The following is a 16,892-nucleotide window of genomic DNA, read 5'->3' as shown; positions in this document are numbered from 1 at the left end:
GCCACAGAGAACACCACCCCCCCCCCCTCCCCCCCCCCCCCCCCCCCCCCACCCCCCCCCCCCCCCTCCCCCCCCCCCCCCCCCCCCCCCCCCCCCCCCCCCCCCCCCCTTCCCCGCCGAGGGCTCCCGCCCGGGACGGCTAGTTCGCCGTCACCGTCACCTTCTGGTCGTTCTGGATCTGCTTGACCAGCTGCTGCACCTTCGTCTTGTCCCAGATGAGGTTGCCGTTCCGCTCACCGGAGATGGGCATGTTCAGCGAGACGCCGTCACCGCCGCTGATGCCCTTCATCGCGAAGAACATCTCGCCCAGGTCCCACAGGCCCATGTCCTTGTCCACGATCAGGGTGTCCAGACCCGCGCCCAGCGTCGGGTAGAGCCGGAACGGGTTCAGGATCGTGCCCGGCGTCGCCGCCTGGTGGGCCAGGGTCGACAGGAACTTCTGCTGGTTCTTGGTCCGCGCCAGGTCCGACTCGGCGAAGGCGTAGCGGGTCCGGACGAAGGCCAGCGCCTGCTCGCCGTTGAGGGTCTGCTCGCCCGCCTTGAAGTCGGCCCCGGACTTCTCGTCCTTGAAGCCCTTCTCGATGTTCATGTCCACGCCGCCGAGCGCGTCCACGATGTTCGCGAAGCCCGCGAAGCCGATCTCGGCGTAGTGGTCGATGCGCAGGCCCGTGTTGAACTCCACGGTGCGCACCAGCAGTTCCGGCCCGTCGTCGGCGTAGGCGGCGTTGAGCTTCTCCCGCTTGCCCTTGCCGGGGAACTTCTTGCCGGACTGCGAGCCGATGAAGGAGGGGATCTCCACATCGGAGTCGCGCGGCAGCGAGACCATGGTGTTCCCGCTGGAGCAGGCCGCCAGGATCATCATCGAGTCGGTCCGCTTGCCCTCGGCCGAGCCGGTGTGCAGCTTCTTCTTGTCCTCGTCGGACAGCCCCTCGCGGCTGTCGGAGCCGACGATCAGGTACGTCGTGCAGTCGCCCTCCTTCGGGCGCTCGATGACCTTGGAGAGGTCGACCTCGCGGCGCACCTTGGAATCGGCCCAGAAGTAGGTGCCGACGGTGGTCACGACCAGCGCCGAGACCAGCACGATCGAGCCGATCTTGATCCGCTTGCGCCAGTCCGGCGCGGCCCCCGGGGCGCGATCGGACCCGCCGCGTCCGCCGGGACCGCCGGGGCCCGCGGGGCCGCCCGGTCCGCCGGGGCGCTGGGGGGAGGGGGACCCGTAGACCTGCCCGGTGTTGTAACCGCCGTCGTAGCCGCTGTCGCGGGACTGCTGCTGGGGCGGTACGCCGTAACCGGGCGGCGCCTGCGCGGGGCGGCCCTGCGGAGGTACGGGCGGGCGTCCGGGCTGCTGGCCGGGGCGCTGCGGCTGGCGGCGCTGGACGTGCGGCATCCGCTGGGCGTCCTCCGGGCGCGCCTGGGCGCCCCGTCCGTACCGGTCGTCGCGGTTCTCGTTCCGCCGCCCATCAGGCCAGTCATTCATGTCCTAAGGATGCCTGGCCGGGGAGGGCCCCGGACAGGGTGGGCGGGGCTTCGTACCGGTGCTGTTGCACAGCTGATGCATCCGCGACAGCTTTAAGGTGGCGGTATGACAGACACACCGGACGTGCGGGGCGACCAGGGTGCACCGGCGCCCGGCAAGCCGATCTCGGCCTCGCGCACCACCCTGAGCCACATCATGACGGCCAACGACACCAACCTCCTGGGCACGGTGCACGGTGGTGTGATCATGAAACTCGTGGACGACGCGGCCGGTGCCGTCGCCGGGCGCCACAGCGGCGGCCCCGCCGTCACCGCCTCCATGGACGAGATGGCCTTCCTCGCACCGGTCCGGGTCGGCGACCTCGTGCACGTGAAGGCCCAGTGCAACTGGACCGGCCGCTCCTCCATGGAGATCGGCGTACGGGTCCTGGCCGAGCGGTGGAACGAGTCCACCCCCGCCACCCAGGTCGGCAGCGCCTACCTCGTCTTCACCGGCGTCGACGCCGAGGGCAAGCCGCGCACCGTGCCGCCGGTGCTCCCGGAGACCGACCAGGACCGGCGCCGCTACCAGGAGGCGGAGATCCGCCGCACGCACCGCCTCGCCCGCCGCCGGGCGATCATGGCGCTGCGCGAGGAGCGGGCGGCCCAGGGCTTCGACGACGAGTGAGCCGCGACGACGAGTGAGCCGCGAGGACGAGTGAGCCGCGACGACGTGTGGGCCGCGGCGACGTGTGGACCGCGGCGGCCCGCCGCACCGAGCCGTACTGAGGTGTCGCTCACTCGGGACCCCGGGCCGTCCCGTCCCACGGACGAGCGCACGTAGACTGATGAGCTGACGTTCTGCCCGGCCCGGTTCGCCGGGATCGGGGCGTCCGCCCGTATCCGGCTCTGCTGCGGAGAAGCTCCTCATATGTCGACGGTCGTACCGCCCTCCCCGGCACCCGGGGTCCACGTGTCCGCCGCCCCGCAGCACCGCCCGGCAGAGGCCCCAGCGGCCCCCGCCCGGCGGCCCCGGCTGCGCGCGCTCGACGGGCTGCGCCTCATCGCCGCGCTCATGGTGGTCGCGTTCCACTGGACCGGTGTCAACCGCTACCCGGAGATCTGGGGCGGCACCCCGCAGAAGCTGATGCCGGACGTGCACCGCTTCACCGCCTACGGATTCCTCGGCGTCGAGCTGTTCTTCATGATCAGCGGCTTCGTCATCTGCATGTCCTGCTGGGGCCGCACCCCGCGCCAGTACTTCACCTCCCGGGTCGTGCGCCTCTTCCCGGCCTACTGGGTCGCGATCATCCTGTCGGCCCTCGTGGTGAACTACGCGGCCACGGCCCGCCCCAGCCGCAGCCACCTCAGCAAGTCCGACATCTTCACCAACTTCACCATGCTCCAGCAGCCGCTCGGGGTCTCCGAAGTGGACCCGGTCTACTGGACGCTCTGGGTCGAGCTCCGCTTCTACCTGGTCTTCGCGGTCGTCGTGGCCCTCGGCCTGACCTACCGCCGGGTGCTGGCGTTCTGCGGGATCTGGATGGTCCTCGCGGTGGTCGCCGGCCAGTCGGACATGGCGCTGCTGAAGATGTTCGCGATGCCGGAGTACGCCCCGTACTTCATCGCCGGCGTGGCGATGTTCCTGATCTACCGCTTCGGGGTGAACTGGCTGCTGCTGGGCGTGGTCGGCTTCTCCTGGCTGGTGGCCCAGCACATGCTGCTGGGCACGAAGGGCAGTTACGAGTACGGCGTCATGCACAAGCTCAGCTGGAACGTCATGGCGGGCTTCTCCCTGCTGGCGTTCGGGATCGTGCTGGCCATCGCGCTGGGCGCCTTCGACCGGATCCAGTGGAAGTGGCTCACCGTCGCCGGAGCCCTCACCTACCCCGTCTACCTGCTGCACCAGGAGATCGGCTTCGCCCTGATCACCTGGGGCCGGAACAACGGCGTGGGCGTCTACCCGATGCTCGGCCTCGCCCTCGCCGCGATCCTGCTGCTGGCCTGGATCGTCCACCGCTACGCGGAGCGGCCGCTGTCGGCCCTGCTCAAGCGGATGCTGGACGCCCCCGGCCTCGCGCTGCCGAAGGGCGACCCGCCCGTCCGGCGCCGCGCCGGCGACCCGGCCGCCGCGGTGCCCGCCCCCGCGGGCGCACCGGAACCCGCCCGAGCCCACGCGGAAGGCCACGGCCGATGAGTCGCACCGAGACCCGGACCGCCCCCGCCCCCGCGTCGCGCACCGCCGCCCCCGGGGCCCGCCGCCGCACCGCCCCCGACTGGCTCTGGGCGGCCCTGCTCACCCTCGCCGTCGGGCTCGTCGGCAGTGGCACCCCGCAGATGTGGCGCGACGAGATAGCCAGCTGGAGCGCGGCCACCCGCGACACCGGCGACCTGCTCGACATGCTCGGGAACGTGGACGCCGTCTCCGGCGCCTACTACCTGCTCCTGCACGGCTGGACCTCGCTCTTCGGGGACTCCCTGGTCGCCCTGCGCGCGCCCTCCGCGCTCGCCATGGCCGCAGCCGCCGCCTTCGTCGTCCTGACGGCGCGCACGCTCTTCGACCGCCGCACCGCGGTCTTCGCCGGGCTGCTCTTCGCGCTGGTCCCGGTCGTCAGCCGCTACGCCCAGGAAGCCCGTTCGTACGCCTTCGTCGTCCTCGCCGTCGCCGCGGCGACCTGGCTGCTGCTGCGGGCGCTGGAGCGGCCGGGCGTGCGGCGCTGGCTGCCGTACTCCGTCGCGCTCTGCGCCGCCGGACTCTTCCACATCGTCTCGCTGCTGGTCCTGCTGCCGCACGCCGTGATCGTGCTGCTGCGGGCCCGCCGGGCCCGCCGGTGGCGGCTCGCCGTCGGGTACGCGCTGGCCGTCGTGCTCGCCCTGCTGCCCGTCCTGCCGCTGGTGCTGCTGGGCCAGAGCCAGGCCGGCCGCCAGATCGGTTGGCTGACCACCCCGCACCTGCGCACCATCGCCGAGGTGTGGAACAGCCTCTTCGGCTCGCCGCTGGTCGCGGCGGGCGTGCTGGCCGCCGCCGCGCTGCCGCTCGCCTGGAGCCGCGGGCGACGCCCGGCCATGGAGATCGCGCTGGTCGGCGCCCTGCCCGTGGTGGGCTGCTGGATCGTCTCGCAGGGCAGCACCGCCTACTTCTTCGACCGCTACCTCGCCTTCACCGTGCCCGCCTGGGTGGTGCTCGCCGCGGCCGGACTGGCCGCGCTGAAGCCCCGCGCGGCCGGCGTCGTCGGGCTGGTGCTGATCGTCGGTCTCGGGGTCACGGACCAGGTCCAGCTGCGCGCCGAGCTCTCCAAGGAGAAGGGCGTCGTCGGCGCCTCCGTCGCGGACGTCATCACCAAGGGCTACCGGCCCGGCGACGGCTTCGTACCGGTCCGCGGGCACGACAGCGTCTACATGGTCGACTACCAGGTCGAGTACAACCTGCCCGACCGGGTCAAGCTGCGCGACGTGTTCGCCGCGAAGTCGGCCGTCGCCAACGACGACCTGTTCCCGGTGGCCTGCGACCAGCCGACCGCCTGCCTCGGCGACACCCGCCGGATCTGGGTGGTCACCTGGAGCGGGACCAAGGACCCCTTCCACAAGCTGCCCGCGGCGGAGGCCGACGCGCTGCGCGCGCACTACAAGGTCGTGGAGAGCACCAAGGTGCGCGGGCTCCAGGTGACCCTGGTGGAGCGCAACCGCTGATCGCGGCGGCGGCCGGGTGCGGCGGCGGGGGCTCAGCCCCCGCACACCACCTGGTCGCCCGTGACCACGCCGAACTCGCCCTGGTAGGGGTCCTCGGCACGGACCGGGACCACCTTCTTGTAGTCCGAGCCCGCCGTCACGATCAGGGTCCGCCCCTGGCCGGCCACCGCCCGCAGCTCGATGCCGGGCAGCGCCGTCGCCACCGTCCGCGCCGAGCGGTCCCAGCGCGGGTCGTAGGTGACCACGGTGCGCTTGATCTCCCGGCTGGCCGCGTTGCCCGGGGCCCGGGTGGTGTCGAAGCCGGTGGCCCGCAGGGCCTCGTCGACCCGGCCGCCCATGCCGTCGATCCGGGTGCCGTTCTCCACCTGGATCCGGATCTGCTGGGGCGCCACGTCCACCGGTACGGCGGGCTGCGGCGCCGCCCTACCCGGCCCCGGCGCCGGCCGGGCCGGGGCCAGCGGGCGGTCGTCGCGCAGCGCGGCGAAGACCTTGGCCGCCTTCGCCTCGTCCCACTTGACGGTCTCGCCGAGCCCCTTCACCGGGAACGAGGCGTCGCCGACCGGTACGGACGCGAACTCCGAGGACGACGGGGCGAAGTCCCGCATCGCCTGCCCCAGCGCCAGCATCTGCTCGGAGCCGAAGCCCCGGTCGGCCCGGACCGAGCCCAGCAGGGTCGAGCTGACCTGCTTGAACTTCACCGGATTCAGCAGGATCCCGCCGCCGGTGGACTGCTTGATCAGCGCCGCGACGAACCGCTGCTGGCGCTGCATCCGGCCCAGGTCCGAGGCCCCGTCCACATGGCGCGCGCGCACGTACTGCAGGGCCTGGCCGCCGGTGAGGCGGTGCGTGCCGGGCTGGAGGTCGAGGCCCGTGTAGGAGTCCTGCATGGGCTTGGCGGTGCAGATCTCCACCCCGCCCATCGCGTCGACGGTCTTCATGAAGCTGGTGAAGTCGACCTCCAGGTAGTGGTCGATCTTCACCCGGGTCATGTTCTCCACGGTGCGCACGGTCAGGTTCGGCCCGCCCTCGGCGTAGGCGGCGTTCAGCTTCACCGGGTGCGCGCGCCGGACCTTGCCGGTCGTGGCGTCGATGTGCTCGGGGACCTCGGCGTAGCTGTCGCGGGGCAGGCTGACCACGCTGGCGCGCTCCCGGTCGGCCGAGATGTGCACCAGCATGATCGTGTCCGTGCAGTGGCAGGGCGCCCCGCCGAGCCGGTAGTCGCGCTTCTGGTCCGGGGTGATCTTGTCCCGGCCGTCGGTGCCGACGAGCAGGAAGTTCACGCCGTGGCCCGCCTGGGGGCGGTTCTTCATGTCCTTGAAGGGGTCCACCCGCTCGATCCCGGTGTCCAGTCCGGTCATCACCGCGTGGCCGATCGCGCCGGAGCCCAGCACCACCACCGACACGGTCGCCGCCAGCCGCACTCCCCAGCGCGGCCGGCGCGCGCGCTTGGCCGGGCGGCCGCCCCGCACGGCGGGATGCGGGGGTGCGGGGCGGGGGGAGCGGTGCGGGTGGGGCACGGGGGACACGTGGGGCACCTCCGCGGCGGCAACAGGGGCAGATTCGTCAGAACAGTAGGCCCATACGATCAGCGACTGACCGTACCGATCGTCCGGCGCGCCCCGGTTCCCCCGTACGCGGTAACGTGACACCGATACCCGACCTTGAAGGACCACATGCCCACCCAGCAGCCCGCAGTCTCGGTGATCATGCCGGTGCTCAACGAGGAGCGCCACCTGCGCGACTCCGTCCGGCACATCCTGGGGCAGGACTACGCCGGCGAGATGGAGGTGGTGATCGCGCTCGGCCCGTCCACGGACCGGACCGACGAGATCGCCGCCCAGCTCGTCCGTGAGGACCCGCGCGTCCACACCGTCCCGAATCCCACCGGCCGCACCCCGGCCGCCCTCAACGCCGCGATCAAGGCCTCGCGTCACCCGATCGTGGTACGGGTCGACGGGCACGGCATGCTTTCCGCGAACTACATCGCCACCGCCGTCCGCCTCCTGGAGGAGACGGGCGCGCAGAACGTCGGCGGCATCATGCACGCCGAGGGCGAGAACGCCTGGGAAGAAGCCGTCGCCGCCGCGATGACCTCGAAGATCGGCGTCGGCAACGCCGCCTTCCACACCGGCGGCGAGGCGGGCCCCGCCGACACCGTCTACCTCGGAGTGTTCCGCCGCGAGGCGCTGGAGCGCGCCGGCGGCTACAACGTGGAGTTCATCCGCGCCCAGGACTGGGAGCTGAACTTCCGCATCCGCGAGGCCGGCGGGCTCATCTGGTTCTCGCCCGAGCTGAAGGTCCAGTACCGCCCGCGCCCCTCCGTACGGGCGCTGGCCAAGCAGTACAAGGACTACGGCCGGTGGCGCCACGTCGTGGCGCGCTACCACGCGGGCTCGATCAACCTGCGCTACCTCGCCCCGCCGACCGCGCTCGTCGCGATCGCCGCCGGCGCGGTGGCCGGCGCGACGCTCACCCCCTGGGCCTTCGTGGTCCCGGCGGGCTACCTGGCCGCGATCACCGCGGGCTCCGTCCCCGCGGGCAAGGGGCTGTCGCTGAAGGCCCGCGCGCAGATCCCGGTGGCCCTGGCCACGATGCACATGTCCTGGGGCTTCGGCTTCCTGACGAGCCCGCGCTCGCTGGCGAACAAGGTCATCGCGAGCCGCCGCCCGTCGATGCGCGAGGACGCCCCGGCGGCCCCGTAGCACGCGCGCGACGTGCGAGAGGGGCCCGGCGGATGCGATCCGCCGGGCCCCTCTCGCACGTGCGCGGTGGCTACCAGGTGAAGCCCGGCTGGATCGCCATGCACTCCTTGTCGTCGTCGCCGTTGAGCGGGCGCGCCGAGTCCGGGGCCTTGTTCAGGGCCGGGGCGGGCGCCGCCGGGGCGTCGCCCGTGCGCCAGTCCTTGCCCACGAACAGGGTGATCCCGCTGACGTCCGTCGAGCGCTGCACGGCGCCGGCGGGCAGGCCGAGCGCGGTGGCCACGGCCTGCGCGTCGGCGGCCTGGTCCAGGCCCGCGTAGCGGACGACGGTGGTGTCCTCGCCGGCGACCTGGTTGTCGGCCACGGCCTTGGTGAAGCCCTTGGTCGTCAGCAGCGCGGTGACCTCGGTCGAGCGGCCCTTGACCTTGTTCTCCGGCGCGTCCTTGCCACCGGTCGCGTTGCGGACCAGGACCGAGATCTTGGCGGGCGGCGCGGGGGAGGCGGCGGCGGGCTGCGAGGGCGCGGGGGAGGCCGGCGCGGCGGACTTGGCGGCCGCCGGGGTGCCCTTGCCGTCGAGCGGGACGTCATCGCGGACCATCTTGAAGAGTTCCTCGGCCTCGACCGGCTTCGGCTCGACCCGGCCCTCCTCGCGGGTGCTGTACACCCACGGCATGGTCGTCATGGTGATCCGGCCCGTGGGGACCTTCTTCAGCTCCATGCTGAGGTCGAACAGCTTGTCGATCTTGTTCAGGCCGGGGTCCACGACCATGGCGTGGATGGCCGCCTGCGCCAGGCTGTTGAGCTTCACCGGGTTGGTGAGCTTGGCGTTCTTGCGGAACTCGCGGGCCATGGAGTTCATGTACATGTGCTGGGCGTGCGTACGGCCGATGTCCGTGCCGTCCTCGAAGCCGTAGCGGGTGCGCAGCCACTGCAGGGCCTGCTCGCCCTGGATGACGTTCTGGCCCTTGGGCAGCTTCAGGCCCGATCCGTGGCCCTCGCTGTTGCGCGAGATCACGTTCTGCTGGACGCAGACCGGGACGCCGCCGATGGCGTCCGCCATCGCCACCACGCCCTTGAAGTCGATCAGCATGAAGTGGTCGATCGGGATGCCGGTCAGCTCCTGCCAGGCCGCGACCGTGCAGCCGGGGCCGCCGCGGCCGAGCGACTCGTTGGTCTGCACGAGCCGCGTGCTGGCCTGGTAGACCTTGCCGTCCGTGTCGGTGCACTTCGGCATCTTGATCAGGGTGTCGCGCGGCATCGAGACGACCGACATGTTGGTGCGGTCCGCCGACAGGTGCAGCAGCATCTGCACGTCCGCCAGCGGCGGCCCGTCGAAGGTGTCCTTGGCCCCGCCGAGGGCCTGGTTCTCCTTGTCGTTGCGCGCGTCGGAGCCGATGAGCAGGATGTTCAGCGGGGTCTGCCCGAAGGCGTTGGGCTTGGACCCCTTCAGCCGGCTGTCCCCGAGGTTGAGGATGTCCGTCTTGATGTTGCCGTTCATGTAGCGGTAGTACAGGTATCCGGCGCCGGCCGTCCCGAGTATCACGAACGCCAGCACCGAGGCCGTCCAGCGCAGCACGCGTCTGCGCCCCCGCCGCCCCGGCCCCGTCGGGCCGCCCGCTCCGGGGCCGTTGCCGCCGGTGGCGGCCCCGCCCCCCGAGCCCTCGCGTGGGCGGGGTACCGCGCCGGGCGCCCCACCGCCGCTGCCGGGTATGCCTCCGGTGGCCCCGGAAGGCGCACCCTCCCCGCGCACGTTGCTGTGCGTCACACGTACCCCCCTCAAGATCCTGATTCGTCAGGCATTGTGCCGGTCATTCCTGTGGCGGTCCCCCATCGGGACCCCCTATTTGGCGCAGACGGCCTTGTCGGCCTCGACCCGCTGGACTCCCTCGGGTGCCTGCTGCGGCGCCGTGAGCGAGATTCCCGCACCCTTGAAGTCCGCGCCGAGCGTGAGCTTCATCGGGGTCTTGGGCGGTGCGTCCGCCGTGCCGGGCTTCAGGGCCGAAGCGGGCAGGCCCATCATGTCGGCGAGCGCCCGGGCCTGGGAGGCCTGGTTGGGCGCGTACTCCAGCGTGGTCCGCTCCAGCTTGGCGGGCGCGTTGCCCAGGTTGCTCGACCGCTCCACACCCTTGGAATTCTGCAGCCACGCGAGCGTGGTGGAGGCGGAACCCTGAGGTCCGCCACCGTTGGTGACGCTCACCCGGACGTCCGCGGCCGGCGCGCGATCGCCCTGGAGCAGCGCGTCCTGCTTGCTCTTGGCCGCGGCCTCGGCGGCCTTCTCCTTCTGTTCCACGGCGGTCAGCGAGACGTCCCCGCGGATCATCTGGAGCAGGGGGTCGGCCTGCCCCGGATTGATCACCACGGTCGCCTTGACCCGCTCGGCCGGATTGTCGAGCACCGGCAGCGTGGTGAAGGTGATGTTCTTGGGGTTGATCCCCTTCAACTCTCCGGCGAGTGCCGTGAGCTGGGAGATCGACCCCATGCCCTTGTCGACGCTCAGCGCCTTGGTGGCCGCCTCCGCGAGCGCGAACAGCTTCTTGGGGCTGCTCAGCGTCTCCTTCGACTTCATCTCGCGGATCATCGAACTCAGGAACTGCTGCTGGGTCTTGATCCGGTCCAGGTCGCTCTCGTTGCCGAAGGAGTGCCGGGTACGGACGAACGCGAGCGCCTGCTCCCCGTCGAGCCGGTGCTCACCGGCCGTCAGGTCCAGCTTCGAATCCCGGTCCTTGACGGCCTTCTCCAGGCAGACGGGCACCCCGCCGACGGCGGTGCTCAGCGTCTTGACCGCGTTGAAGTCCGCCATCAGGAAGTGGTCGACCGGGATCCCGGTCAGCTCCTGCACCGTGCGCATGGTGCAGCCCGGGTCGCGGCCCTCCTGGCCGAGGCTCGTGTTGAAGCGGACCCCGCGCTGGGAGGGGATGTTCTTCGTCGAGCCGTCCGGCTGCTTGGTGGGGCAGGTGGGGATGTTGGTGATCAGGTCGCGCGGGATCGACAGCGCCGTCGCGTTCGTCCGGTCCTTGGAGACGTGGAAGAGGAAGGTGGTGTCCGCGTGCCCGGGGCTGTCCGAGTCGCCGTAGCCCTGGTTGCCGTCACCGGTCCGCTTGTCCGTACCGATGATCAGGATGTTGATCGGCTGGTCCTTCTGGAAGCCGTTGCGGCCGGCACCGAGGGTGTCGGTCGTCTTGATGTTGCCGTTCAGGTGGTCGTAGTAGAGGTAGCCCGCCAGCGCGCCACCCACCAGGACGAAGGCGAGCGAGCCGCCGACGACGGTCAGCCCCTTGCGCCGGCCGCCGCCACCGGCGGCCTTGCGCCCGCCCCGCCGCCCGCCGCCCGCGCCTTCGCCGCGCCGGGGTTTGGGCACTCCCGGGGCCGGCGCGGTCGGGCTCGCGGGAGTGGCGGGAGTCGTCGTGGTCCGGCCGGGCCGGGCCGAGCGGGGGGCGAGCCGGGGGGAGGCGAAGGAGCCGCGGACTCGTCTGGGGGAGGCCAGGGAAGGCTGCTGCGCAGCGGAGCGGTCCAGTCGCAGCTCGTAGTTGCCCGTGCGGGGGTCGATGACCCATTGGTCTGCGGGGTCGACTTCTTCTGCTCGCCCACGGCTGTGCGCATCCACGGTTGCTCGAGTCCTCCGTCGGGTGCCTCGCGACGCGCCTCCCCCCAGGCGCTCGGTCAACGATCCGGCTGGTGCGCGGCCTCAGGCCCGCCCGCGCACCGGATCGCTCACCTTATCCGGCCACTTCGCTGTCAAACCATGCTGGTGAGAAATTCCACTCCCCCTATAACTGGGCAATCGCCCCATCCCGCTCGGTTCGGGCACCGGCTTTTTGGATTGCTTTACCGGCAGGTGGCGGTCCCCGCCGTGGTTCCGGTGAAAGTGGGGACGGGGGAGGCGCTCGCGGTGGTTCCCGTGCCGGCCGTCGGTGCGCCGCTGCCCTCGCCCGTGCCGTTGCCCGAGGCCTGTTCCCGCTGATCAACGGGCGCGGACGGGACCACCGTCACGGGCTCGTCCATGCGCAGCTGGCGGAAGAGCCGCTCCGCGTACGGCTCGGCCAGTTCGTCCCGGTTCGGGTCGGCCGCGTACGGCCTGCGCGGAACCGTCAGGAAGTTGATCCGGTCGGTCGGTATGTCCCGCAGGCCGCGCACCAGTTCGTAGAGTCCTCGCAGCGAGGCCAGCCCCGGGTCGGTGGTCACCGAGGAGGTCGCCGCGTCCAGCAGCGGGTAGAGCTTCGCCGGATTGAGCAACACCCCGTTGCTCTGCACCTTCTTCACCAGCGAGCCCAGGAACTCCTGCTGGCGGTCGATGCGTTCGGTGTCGCTGCCGTCGCCCAGGCCGTGCCGCGCCCGGACGAAGCCGAGCGCCTGCTCCCCGCCGAGGGTCTGCCGGCCGGCGGGCAGCTTCAGCTTGGCGTCGGTGTCGTCGACGGGCGCCTTGAGGCAGACCTCGACCCCGCCGACCGCGTCGACCACCTTCTTGAAGCCACCGAAGTCCACCACGATGTGGTGATCGACCCGGATGCCGGTCAGCTTCTCGACGGTGCGGACCGTGCAGCCCGCCCCGCCCCACTCGAAGGCCCAGTTGAACTGCGCCAACTGCTCACCGGTGCGGGTCCCGTCCGGCTTCACGCAGCTCGGTACGGTCGTCATCAGGTCCCGCGGTATCGACACCGCGGTGGCGCTGCGCCGGTCCGCGGGCAGGTGCAGCAGGATCGCGGTGTCCGAGCGCTGGGTGCCGCCGTCCTGCCCGTACCCGGAGTTCTCCTGGCCGGAGCGCGAATCGGAGCCGAGCAGCAGGATGTTCTGCGCCCCGTCCACGACGTGTACCGGGCGCTCGCGGTCGTAGCGGCGCAGCTCGGCGGCGGCGGAGGTGTCCTCCTTGATGTTGCCGTCGAGCCTGCGGTAGATCCACCAGCCCGTGGCGGCCCCCAGCAGGACCAGCAGGACCAGCCCGAGGCCGAGCCAGCGCAGCAGCCGACGCCGCCGGCGCGGGGGCGGCGTACCGCCCGTGCCCGCACCGGTGTGCCCGGGTATGCCTGCGCCGTCCGTCACGTCCGTGTCCGTCCTCACCGCTGGGCGAGCGCCCCGTACGGGTGAGTACGCGGCCTACGCCGATCCTGCCCCGGGGTCGCCGGAGCGGCCCGGGGGCAGGGGGGCGTACTAGGCCGTGTGGGTGACAAATAGCGCGTTTCCGCAGGTGGGCGATGTGGGAGTGGCGCGGCGGTTCAAACCTCTCCTAGGCGGTGTGGGTGACGCGCTCGCTCTCGGTCCGCTGGGCCAGGGCGCCCTCCGCCAGCTGCTCCAGATGACGGCAGAGCACCACGGAAGCGCCCGCGGCCAGCGGTGCGAACAGCCCCGCCGACAGCCCCTCCCAGGTGTCGAAGCCCTCTCCCGACAGCAGCCGCGAGCCCGCGACCAGCCCGCGCCCGGCCGCGTCCGCACGGGCCAGGTCGACCAGCTCCGCGTACGAGAGCGTGCGGCCCCCGACGCTCAGCGCGGGCCCCGCCGGATCGACCGGTACGAAGGGCGCGAACCGGTCGCCCTGCCCCGGCACCTCCACCGCGTAGTCCGCGAAGCCGGCCGGGGGCTGCGGGAAGCGACCGCCCAGCGGCCGCAGCGCCAGGGCCACCCGCTCCCCGGAACAGGCCAGCGCCTCCTCCAACGTGTCCGGCCCGCTCACCACGAGGTCCGCGTCGGCCGGATCCCCGCCGATCTCGACGCTCACGCCGACCGAGGCGCAGGCGAGCAGCCACACGGCGCTCTGCCAGTGCGCGGGCAGCAGCAGCGCGAGCCGGTCGCCGGGCTCGGCGCCGAGGTCGCCCTGGAGCAGATTGGCGGTCTTGGCCACCCAATTGGCGAAGGTCGCGACGGACAATTCGACGCGCTCGCCCGTCGCGTCGTCGTAGAAGGTGACGAGGGGGCGGCCCGGGTCGGCGGCGAGCGCGGATCGCAGCAGGTCGGCAGGGGTGCGGTCAGTGGTGTTCACGCGGCTCAGGCTACGCGGGGCCCTCCCCCGTACGGCGGTCATACCCCTCCCCCGTACGGAGGAGGGGGCGGGCCGATGAGCCGACGATCCGTCAGTTCTCGGATGGCGGGCCGTCGGGGACGCGTTCAGCATCCATTGCATGCGTGGATTCCTTGCTTCCTCGATCGGCGTCGCGACCGCGGCCGCACTGTCCCTCCCGCTCGCCCTCGCCCTCCCCACGGCGGCGGCGGCCCAGGCCGGGACGGCGGCGGCCCCCGTGGCCCCGACCGCCCCGGCCGGGTCCACCCAGTCGCTGCCACTCGTCCCGCTCCGGTCCGCGGCCGACCGGGACACCGGCGTGCCCGGCATGAGCGCCACCCCCCGCCTCCCCGAGACCAAGGGTCTGCCCGCGCGTGACGTGGGGACCTTCTCCATGGTCGGCGTCGTCTGGGACGACGCGACCACCCAACTGACCGGCCGGGTCCAGGTCCGTACCCGCTCCGTCGGCACCGGCACCTGGTCCGGCTGGCAGGACGTCGAGACCCACAACAGCGAGCACGCCGCCGACCCCGACACCGCGGAACGGGCTGCGGGCCGGGTCCGCGGCGGCACGGCCCCCCTGTGGGTCGGCGCCTCCGACGGCGTCGAGGTCCGCGTCATGGCCGAGCCGGCCGCCGCGCCCCGCTCCGGCGACCGGGCAGCCGTCCCGGGCGGCCCGGGCACCGCGAAGCTGCCGTCCGGGCTGCGGATCGAGCTCGTCGACCCCGGGGCCACGCCGGCCCGGACGCTCCCGGCCGCCGACGCCAAGAACGGGGCGGAGCCGGCCGGTGACGACAAGGGGGAGGCGGCGATCGGCGCCCCCGGCATGAGCATGGAGATGGCCGAGTCCTCGGCGGCCAACGTCCCGCACGCGCCGCTCGGCGCCCTGCTGATCCCGCAGCTGAACAAGGCCGACTCCACCGCCGACGCCATCCTCGCGAGCGAGGGCACGCTCAGCCCGGCGGCCCGGCCCTACATCGGCCCGCGCCCGGCCATCGTCACCCGGCGGGGCTGGGGCGCCGACGAACGGCTGCGCGAGTCCGGGTTCGTCTACACGAACACGGTCAAGGCGGCCTTCGTGCACCACACCGCCTCCGGCAACGGCTACGCCTGCAAGGAGGCCCCGGCGGTGCTGCGCAGCCTGTACCGCTACCACGTGGTCAGCGAGGGCTGGCGGGACATCGGCTACAACTTCGCCGTCGACAAGTGCGGGACCGTGTACGAGGGCCGGGCGGGCGGTGTCGCCAAGCCGGTGCTCGGGGCCCACACGATGGGCTTCAACACGGACAGCATGGGCATCGCGGTGATCGGCACCTTCACGGACGCGCAGCCGCCGGGCGCGGCGGTGAGCGCGGTCGCGCGGCTCACGGCGTGGAAGCTCGGCCTCTTCGGGGCGAACCCGCTGTCGAAGACGACGCTCCGGTCGGGCGGGGGCAACCTCTACGCCAAGGGCACGAACGTCCGGATGAACGTGATCTCCGGCCACCGGGACGGCTTCGCCACGGAATGCCCCGGCCGCCTCCTCTACGGCAAACTCCCCACCACCCGAACCTCCTCAGCCCACCTCCAGGGCCGCCCCTGACCCCCAACCACCGGGCAGGCCCATTGACCCCCACCCCAGCCCCGGCTGGTGCCCTCAATCGCCGGGCAGGCTTGATGGGCCCCACCCCAGCCCCGCCGGCGTTTGAGGCGCGGCTCCGGCCGGAGCTCCCGGGTGCGGGCCGTGCCCCCTCCGGGTGGGTGCCCTCAAGCGCCGGGCAGGCTTGAGGGGCCCCACCCCAGCCCCGCCGGCGTTTGAGGCGCGGCCTCGGGGCGGGTGCCCTCAAGCGCCGGGCAGGCTTGATGGGGTCCACTTCAGCCTCGCCGGCGTTTGAGGCGCGGCCTCGGCCGGAGCCGCCGGGTGCGGGCCGTGTGCCCTCGGGGCGGGTGCCCTCAAGCGCCGGGCAGGCTTGATGGGGTAGACCTCAGCCCCGCCGGCGGATGCGGCCGACCTCAGCCTCGCCGGCGATTGAGGCGTGGTCGCGGGGCTACGCTCGAGGCATGGCCGGCCGCTTCGATCCCCTCACCCGCACCGCGATCCGCGGCGGCCGCACCGACATCCCCCAGCCCCCGCGGCCCCCCGCCCCCGCCCCCGCCCCCCGGTCACGGGAATGGGCCGCCACCGCCCCGATCGACCTGGGCCTAGTCCTCGGCCCGCTCCGCCGCGGCCCCGGCGACCCCACCTTCCGCACCACCCCCGACGGCTCCGTCTGGCTCGGCACCCGCACCCCCACCGGCCCCGCCACCCTCCGCCTGACCCGCACCGCGGACCGCACGGTCACCGCCGCCGCCTGGGGCCCCGGCACGGAATGGGCCCTCGACACCCTCCCCGCCCTGCTCGGCGCCGACGACGACCCGACCGTCTTCGTCCCCCGCCACCGCCTCGTGCACGCGAGCCACCGCCGCCGCCCGGGTCTGCGCCTGACCCGCACCGGGCTGGTCCTGCAAGCCCTGATCCCCACCGTGCTGGAGCAGAAGGTCACCACCGACGAGGCCTACCGCGCCTGGCGCCGCCTGGTGCGCCAGTACGGCGAGCGGGCCCCGGGCCCGCACCCGGACCTGTACGTCATGCCCGACGCCCGCACCTGGGCCCTGATCCCGTCCTGGGACTGGCACAAGGCGGGCGTGGACGCGAAGCGCTCGGCCACGATCGTCCGCGCCGCCCGCGTCGCGCCCCGCATGGAGGAGGCCGCCGCGATGGACCTCCCGGCCGCCGCCGCCCGGCTGGAGGCCGTCCCCGGCATCGGCCCGTGGACCTCCGCCGAAACCCTCCAGCGCAGCAACGGCGCCGCCGACGCCGTCACCACCGGCGACCTGCACCTGCCGGGCACCATCGGCTACGCCCTCACCGGCGACCGCGACGCCGACGACGCCGCGATGCTGGAACTCCTGGCCCCGTACGCCGACCAGGGCGCCGGCCAGCGCCACCGCGCCGCCCGCCTGATCCTGCTCGCGGGCCGCACCCCACCCCGCCGCGTCCCGAAGATGCCCCGCACCGACATCGGCAAGCTCTAGGAGGA

The 16,892-nt window shown here is 72.8% G+C and carries 12 protein-coding genes; 6 read left to right on the top strand and 6 right to left on the bottom strand.

Features of this window, described 5'->3' with window-relative positions:
• Positions 1-139: 139 nt before the first annotated feature.
• A complete protein-coding gene (locus ACZ4UB_RS06385) occupies positions 140-1,477 on the bottom strand; it encodes an LCP family protein (RefSeq protein WP_468068635.1) in 1,338 nt (445 codons plus the stop codon).
• A gap of 105 nt (positions 1,478-1,582) precedes the next feature.
• Between ACZ4UB_RS06385 and ACZ4UB_RS06380 the strand changes: the two genes are divergently transcribed.
• From ACZ4UB_RS06380 to ACZ4UB_RS06370, 3 genes are all read left to right on the top strand, one after another.
• The gene (locus tag ACZ4UB_RS06380) at positions 1,583-2,143 is read left to right on the top strand and encodes an acyl-CoA thioesterase (protein ID WP_354382915.1); all 561 of its coding nucleotides are present in this window, start codon (positions 1,583-1,585) and stop codon (positions 2,141-2,143) included.
• 243 nt (positions 2,144-2,386) lie between these two features.
• Complete coding sequence (locus tag ACZ4UB_RS06375; RefSeq protein ID WP_468068634.1) at positions 2,387-3,652, top strand: acyltransferase family protein; 1,266 nt, start codon at positions 2,387-2,389, stop codon at positions 3,650-3,652.
• Positions 3,649-5,145, top strand: coding sequence for a glycosyltransferase family 39 protein (locus tag ACZ4UB_RS06370; protein WP_468068633.1), 1,497 nt, complete (start codon positions 3,649-3,651; stop codon positions 5,143-5,145). The genes ACZ4UB_RS06375 and ACZ4UB_RS06370 overlap by 4 nt, the downstream gene beginning before the upstream one ends.
• A 32-nt stretch (positions 5,146-5,177) precedes the next feature.
• Here ACZ4UB_RS06370 and ACZ4UB_RS06365 read toward each other — a convergent pair whose 3' ends face one another.
• Positions 5,178-6,662 (bottom strand): LCP family protein, encoded by a 1,485-nt coding sequence (locus tag ACZ4UB_RS06365; protein ID WP_468068918.1) that lies wholly within the window; start codon positions 6,660-6,662, stop codon positions 5,178-5,180.
• 156 nt (positions 6,663-6,818) lie between these two features.
• Between ACZ4UB_RS06365 and ACZ4UB_RS06360 the strand changes: the two genes are divergently transcribed.
• Positions 6,819-7,847: a glycosyltransferase family 2 protein gene (locus ACZ4UB_RS06360; protein WP_468068631.1), complete on the top strand. Its 1,029-nt coding sequence runs from the start codon at positions 6,819-6,821 to the stop codon at positions 7,845-7,847.
• 70 nt (positions 7,848-7,917) lie between these two features.
• Here the strand turns inward: ACZ4UB_RS06360 and ACZ4UB_RS06355 are convergent, their stop codons facing one another.
• From ACZ4UB_RS06355 to ACZ4UB_RS06340, 4 genes are all read right to left on the bottom strand, one after another.
• Entirely contained in the window at positions 7,918-9,594 is a 1,677-nt protein-coding gene (locus ACZ4UB_RS06355; protein ID WP_468068916.1) for an LCP family protein, read from the bottom strand.
• Between the two features lie 90 nt (positions 9,595-9,684).
• Positions 9,685-11,448 (bottom strand): LCP family protein, encoded by a 1,764-nt coding sequence (locus ACZ4UB_RS06350; RefSeq protein ID WP_468068630.1) that lies wholly within the window; start codon positions 11,446-11,448, stop codon positions 9,685-9,687.
• Between the two features lie 221 nt (positions 11,449-11,669).
• Positions 11,670-12,881 carry an LCP family protein gene (locus ACZ4UB_RS06345; protein WP_468068629.1) on the bottom strand — a complete coding sequence of 404 codons (1,212 nt, stop codon included), beginning with the start codon at positions 12,879-12,881 and terminating at the stop codon, positions 11,670-11,672.
• Positions 12,882-13,065: 184 nt separating this feature from the next.
• Positions 13,066-13,815, bottom strand: a complete 750-nt coding sequence (locus tag ACZ4UB_RS06340; protein WP_468068628.1) for a TIGR03089 family protein — start codon at positions 13,813-13,815, stop codon at positions 13,066-13,068.
• Positions 13,816-13,954: 139 nt separating this feature from the next.
• Here ACZ4UB_RS06340 and ACZ4UB_RS06335 point away from each other — a divergent pair, with 139 nt between their 5' ends.
• Both ACZ4UB_RS06335 and ACZ4UB_RS06330 read left to right on the top strand, forming a co-directional pair.
• On the top strand, positions 13,955-15,415 hold the full coding sequence (locus tag ACZ4UB_RS06335) for a peptidoglycan recognition protein family protein (RefSeq protein WP_468068627.1): 1,461 nt from the start codon (positions 13,955-13,957) through the stop codon (positions 15,413-15,415).
• Positions 15,416-15,873: 458 nt separating this feature from the next.
• Entirely contained in the window at positions 15,874-16,887 is a 1,014-nt protein-coding gene (locus ACZ4UB_RS06330; RefSeq protein WP_468068626.1) for a DNA-3-methyladenine glycosylase family protein, read from the top strand.
• Positions 16,888-16,892 lie beyond the last annotated feature (5 nt).

This window comes from Streptomyces sp. NPDC028419 (assembly GCF_055565515.1).
This window is presented reverse-complemented; position numbering and strand designations above follow the sequence as displayed.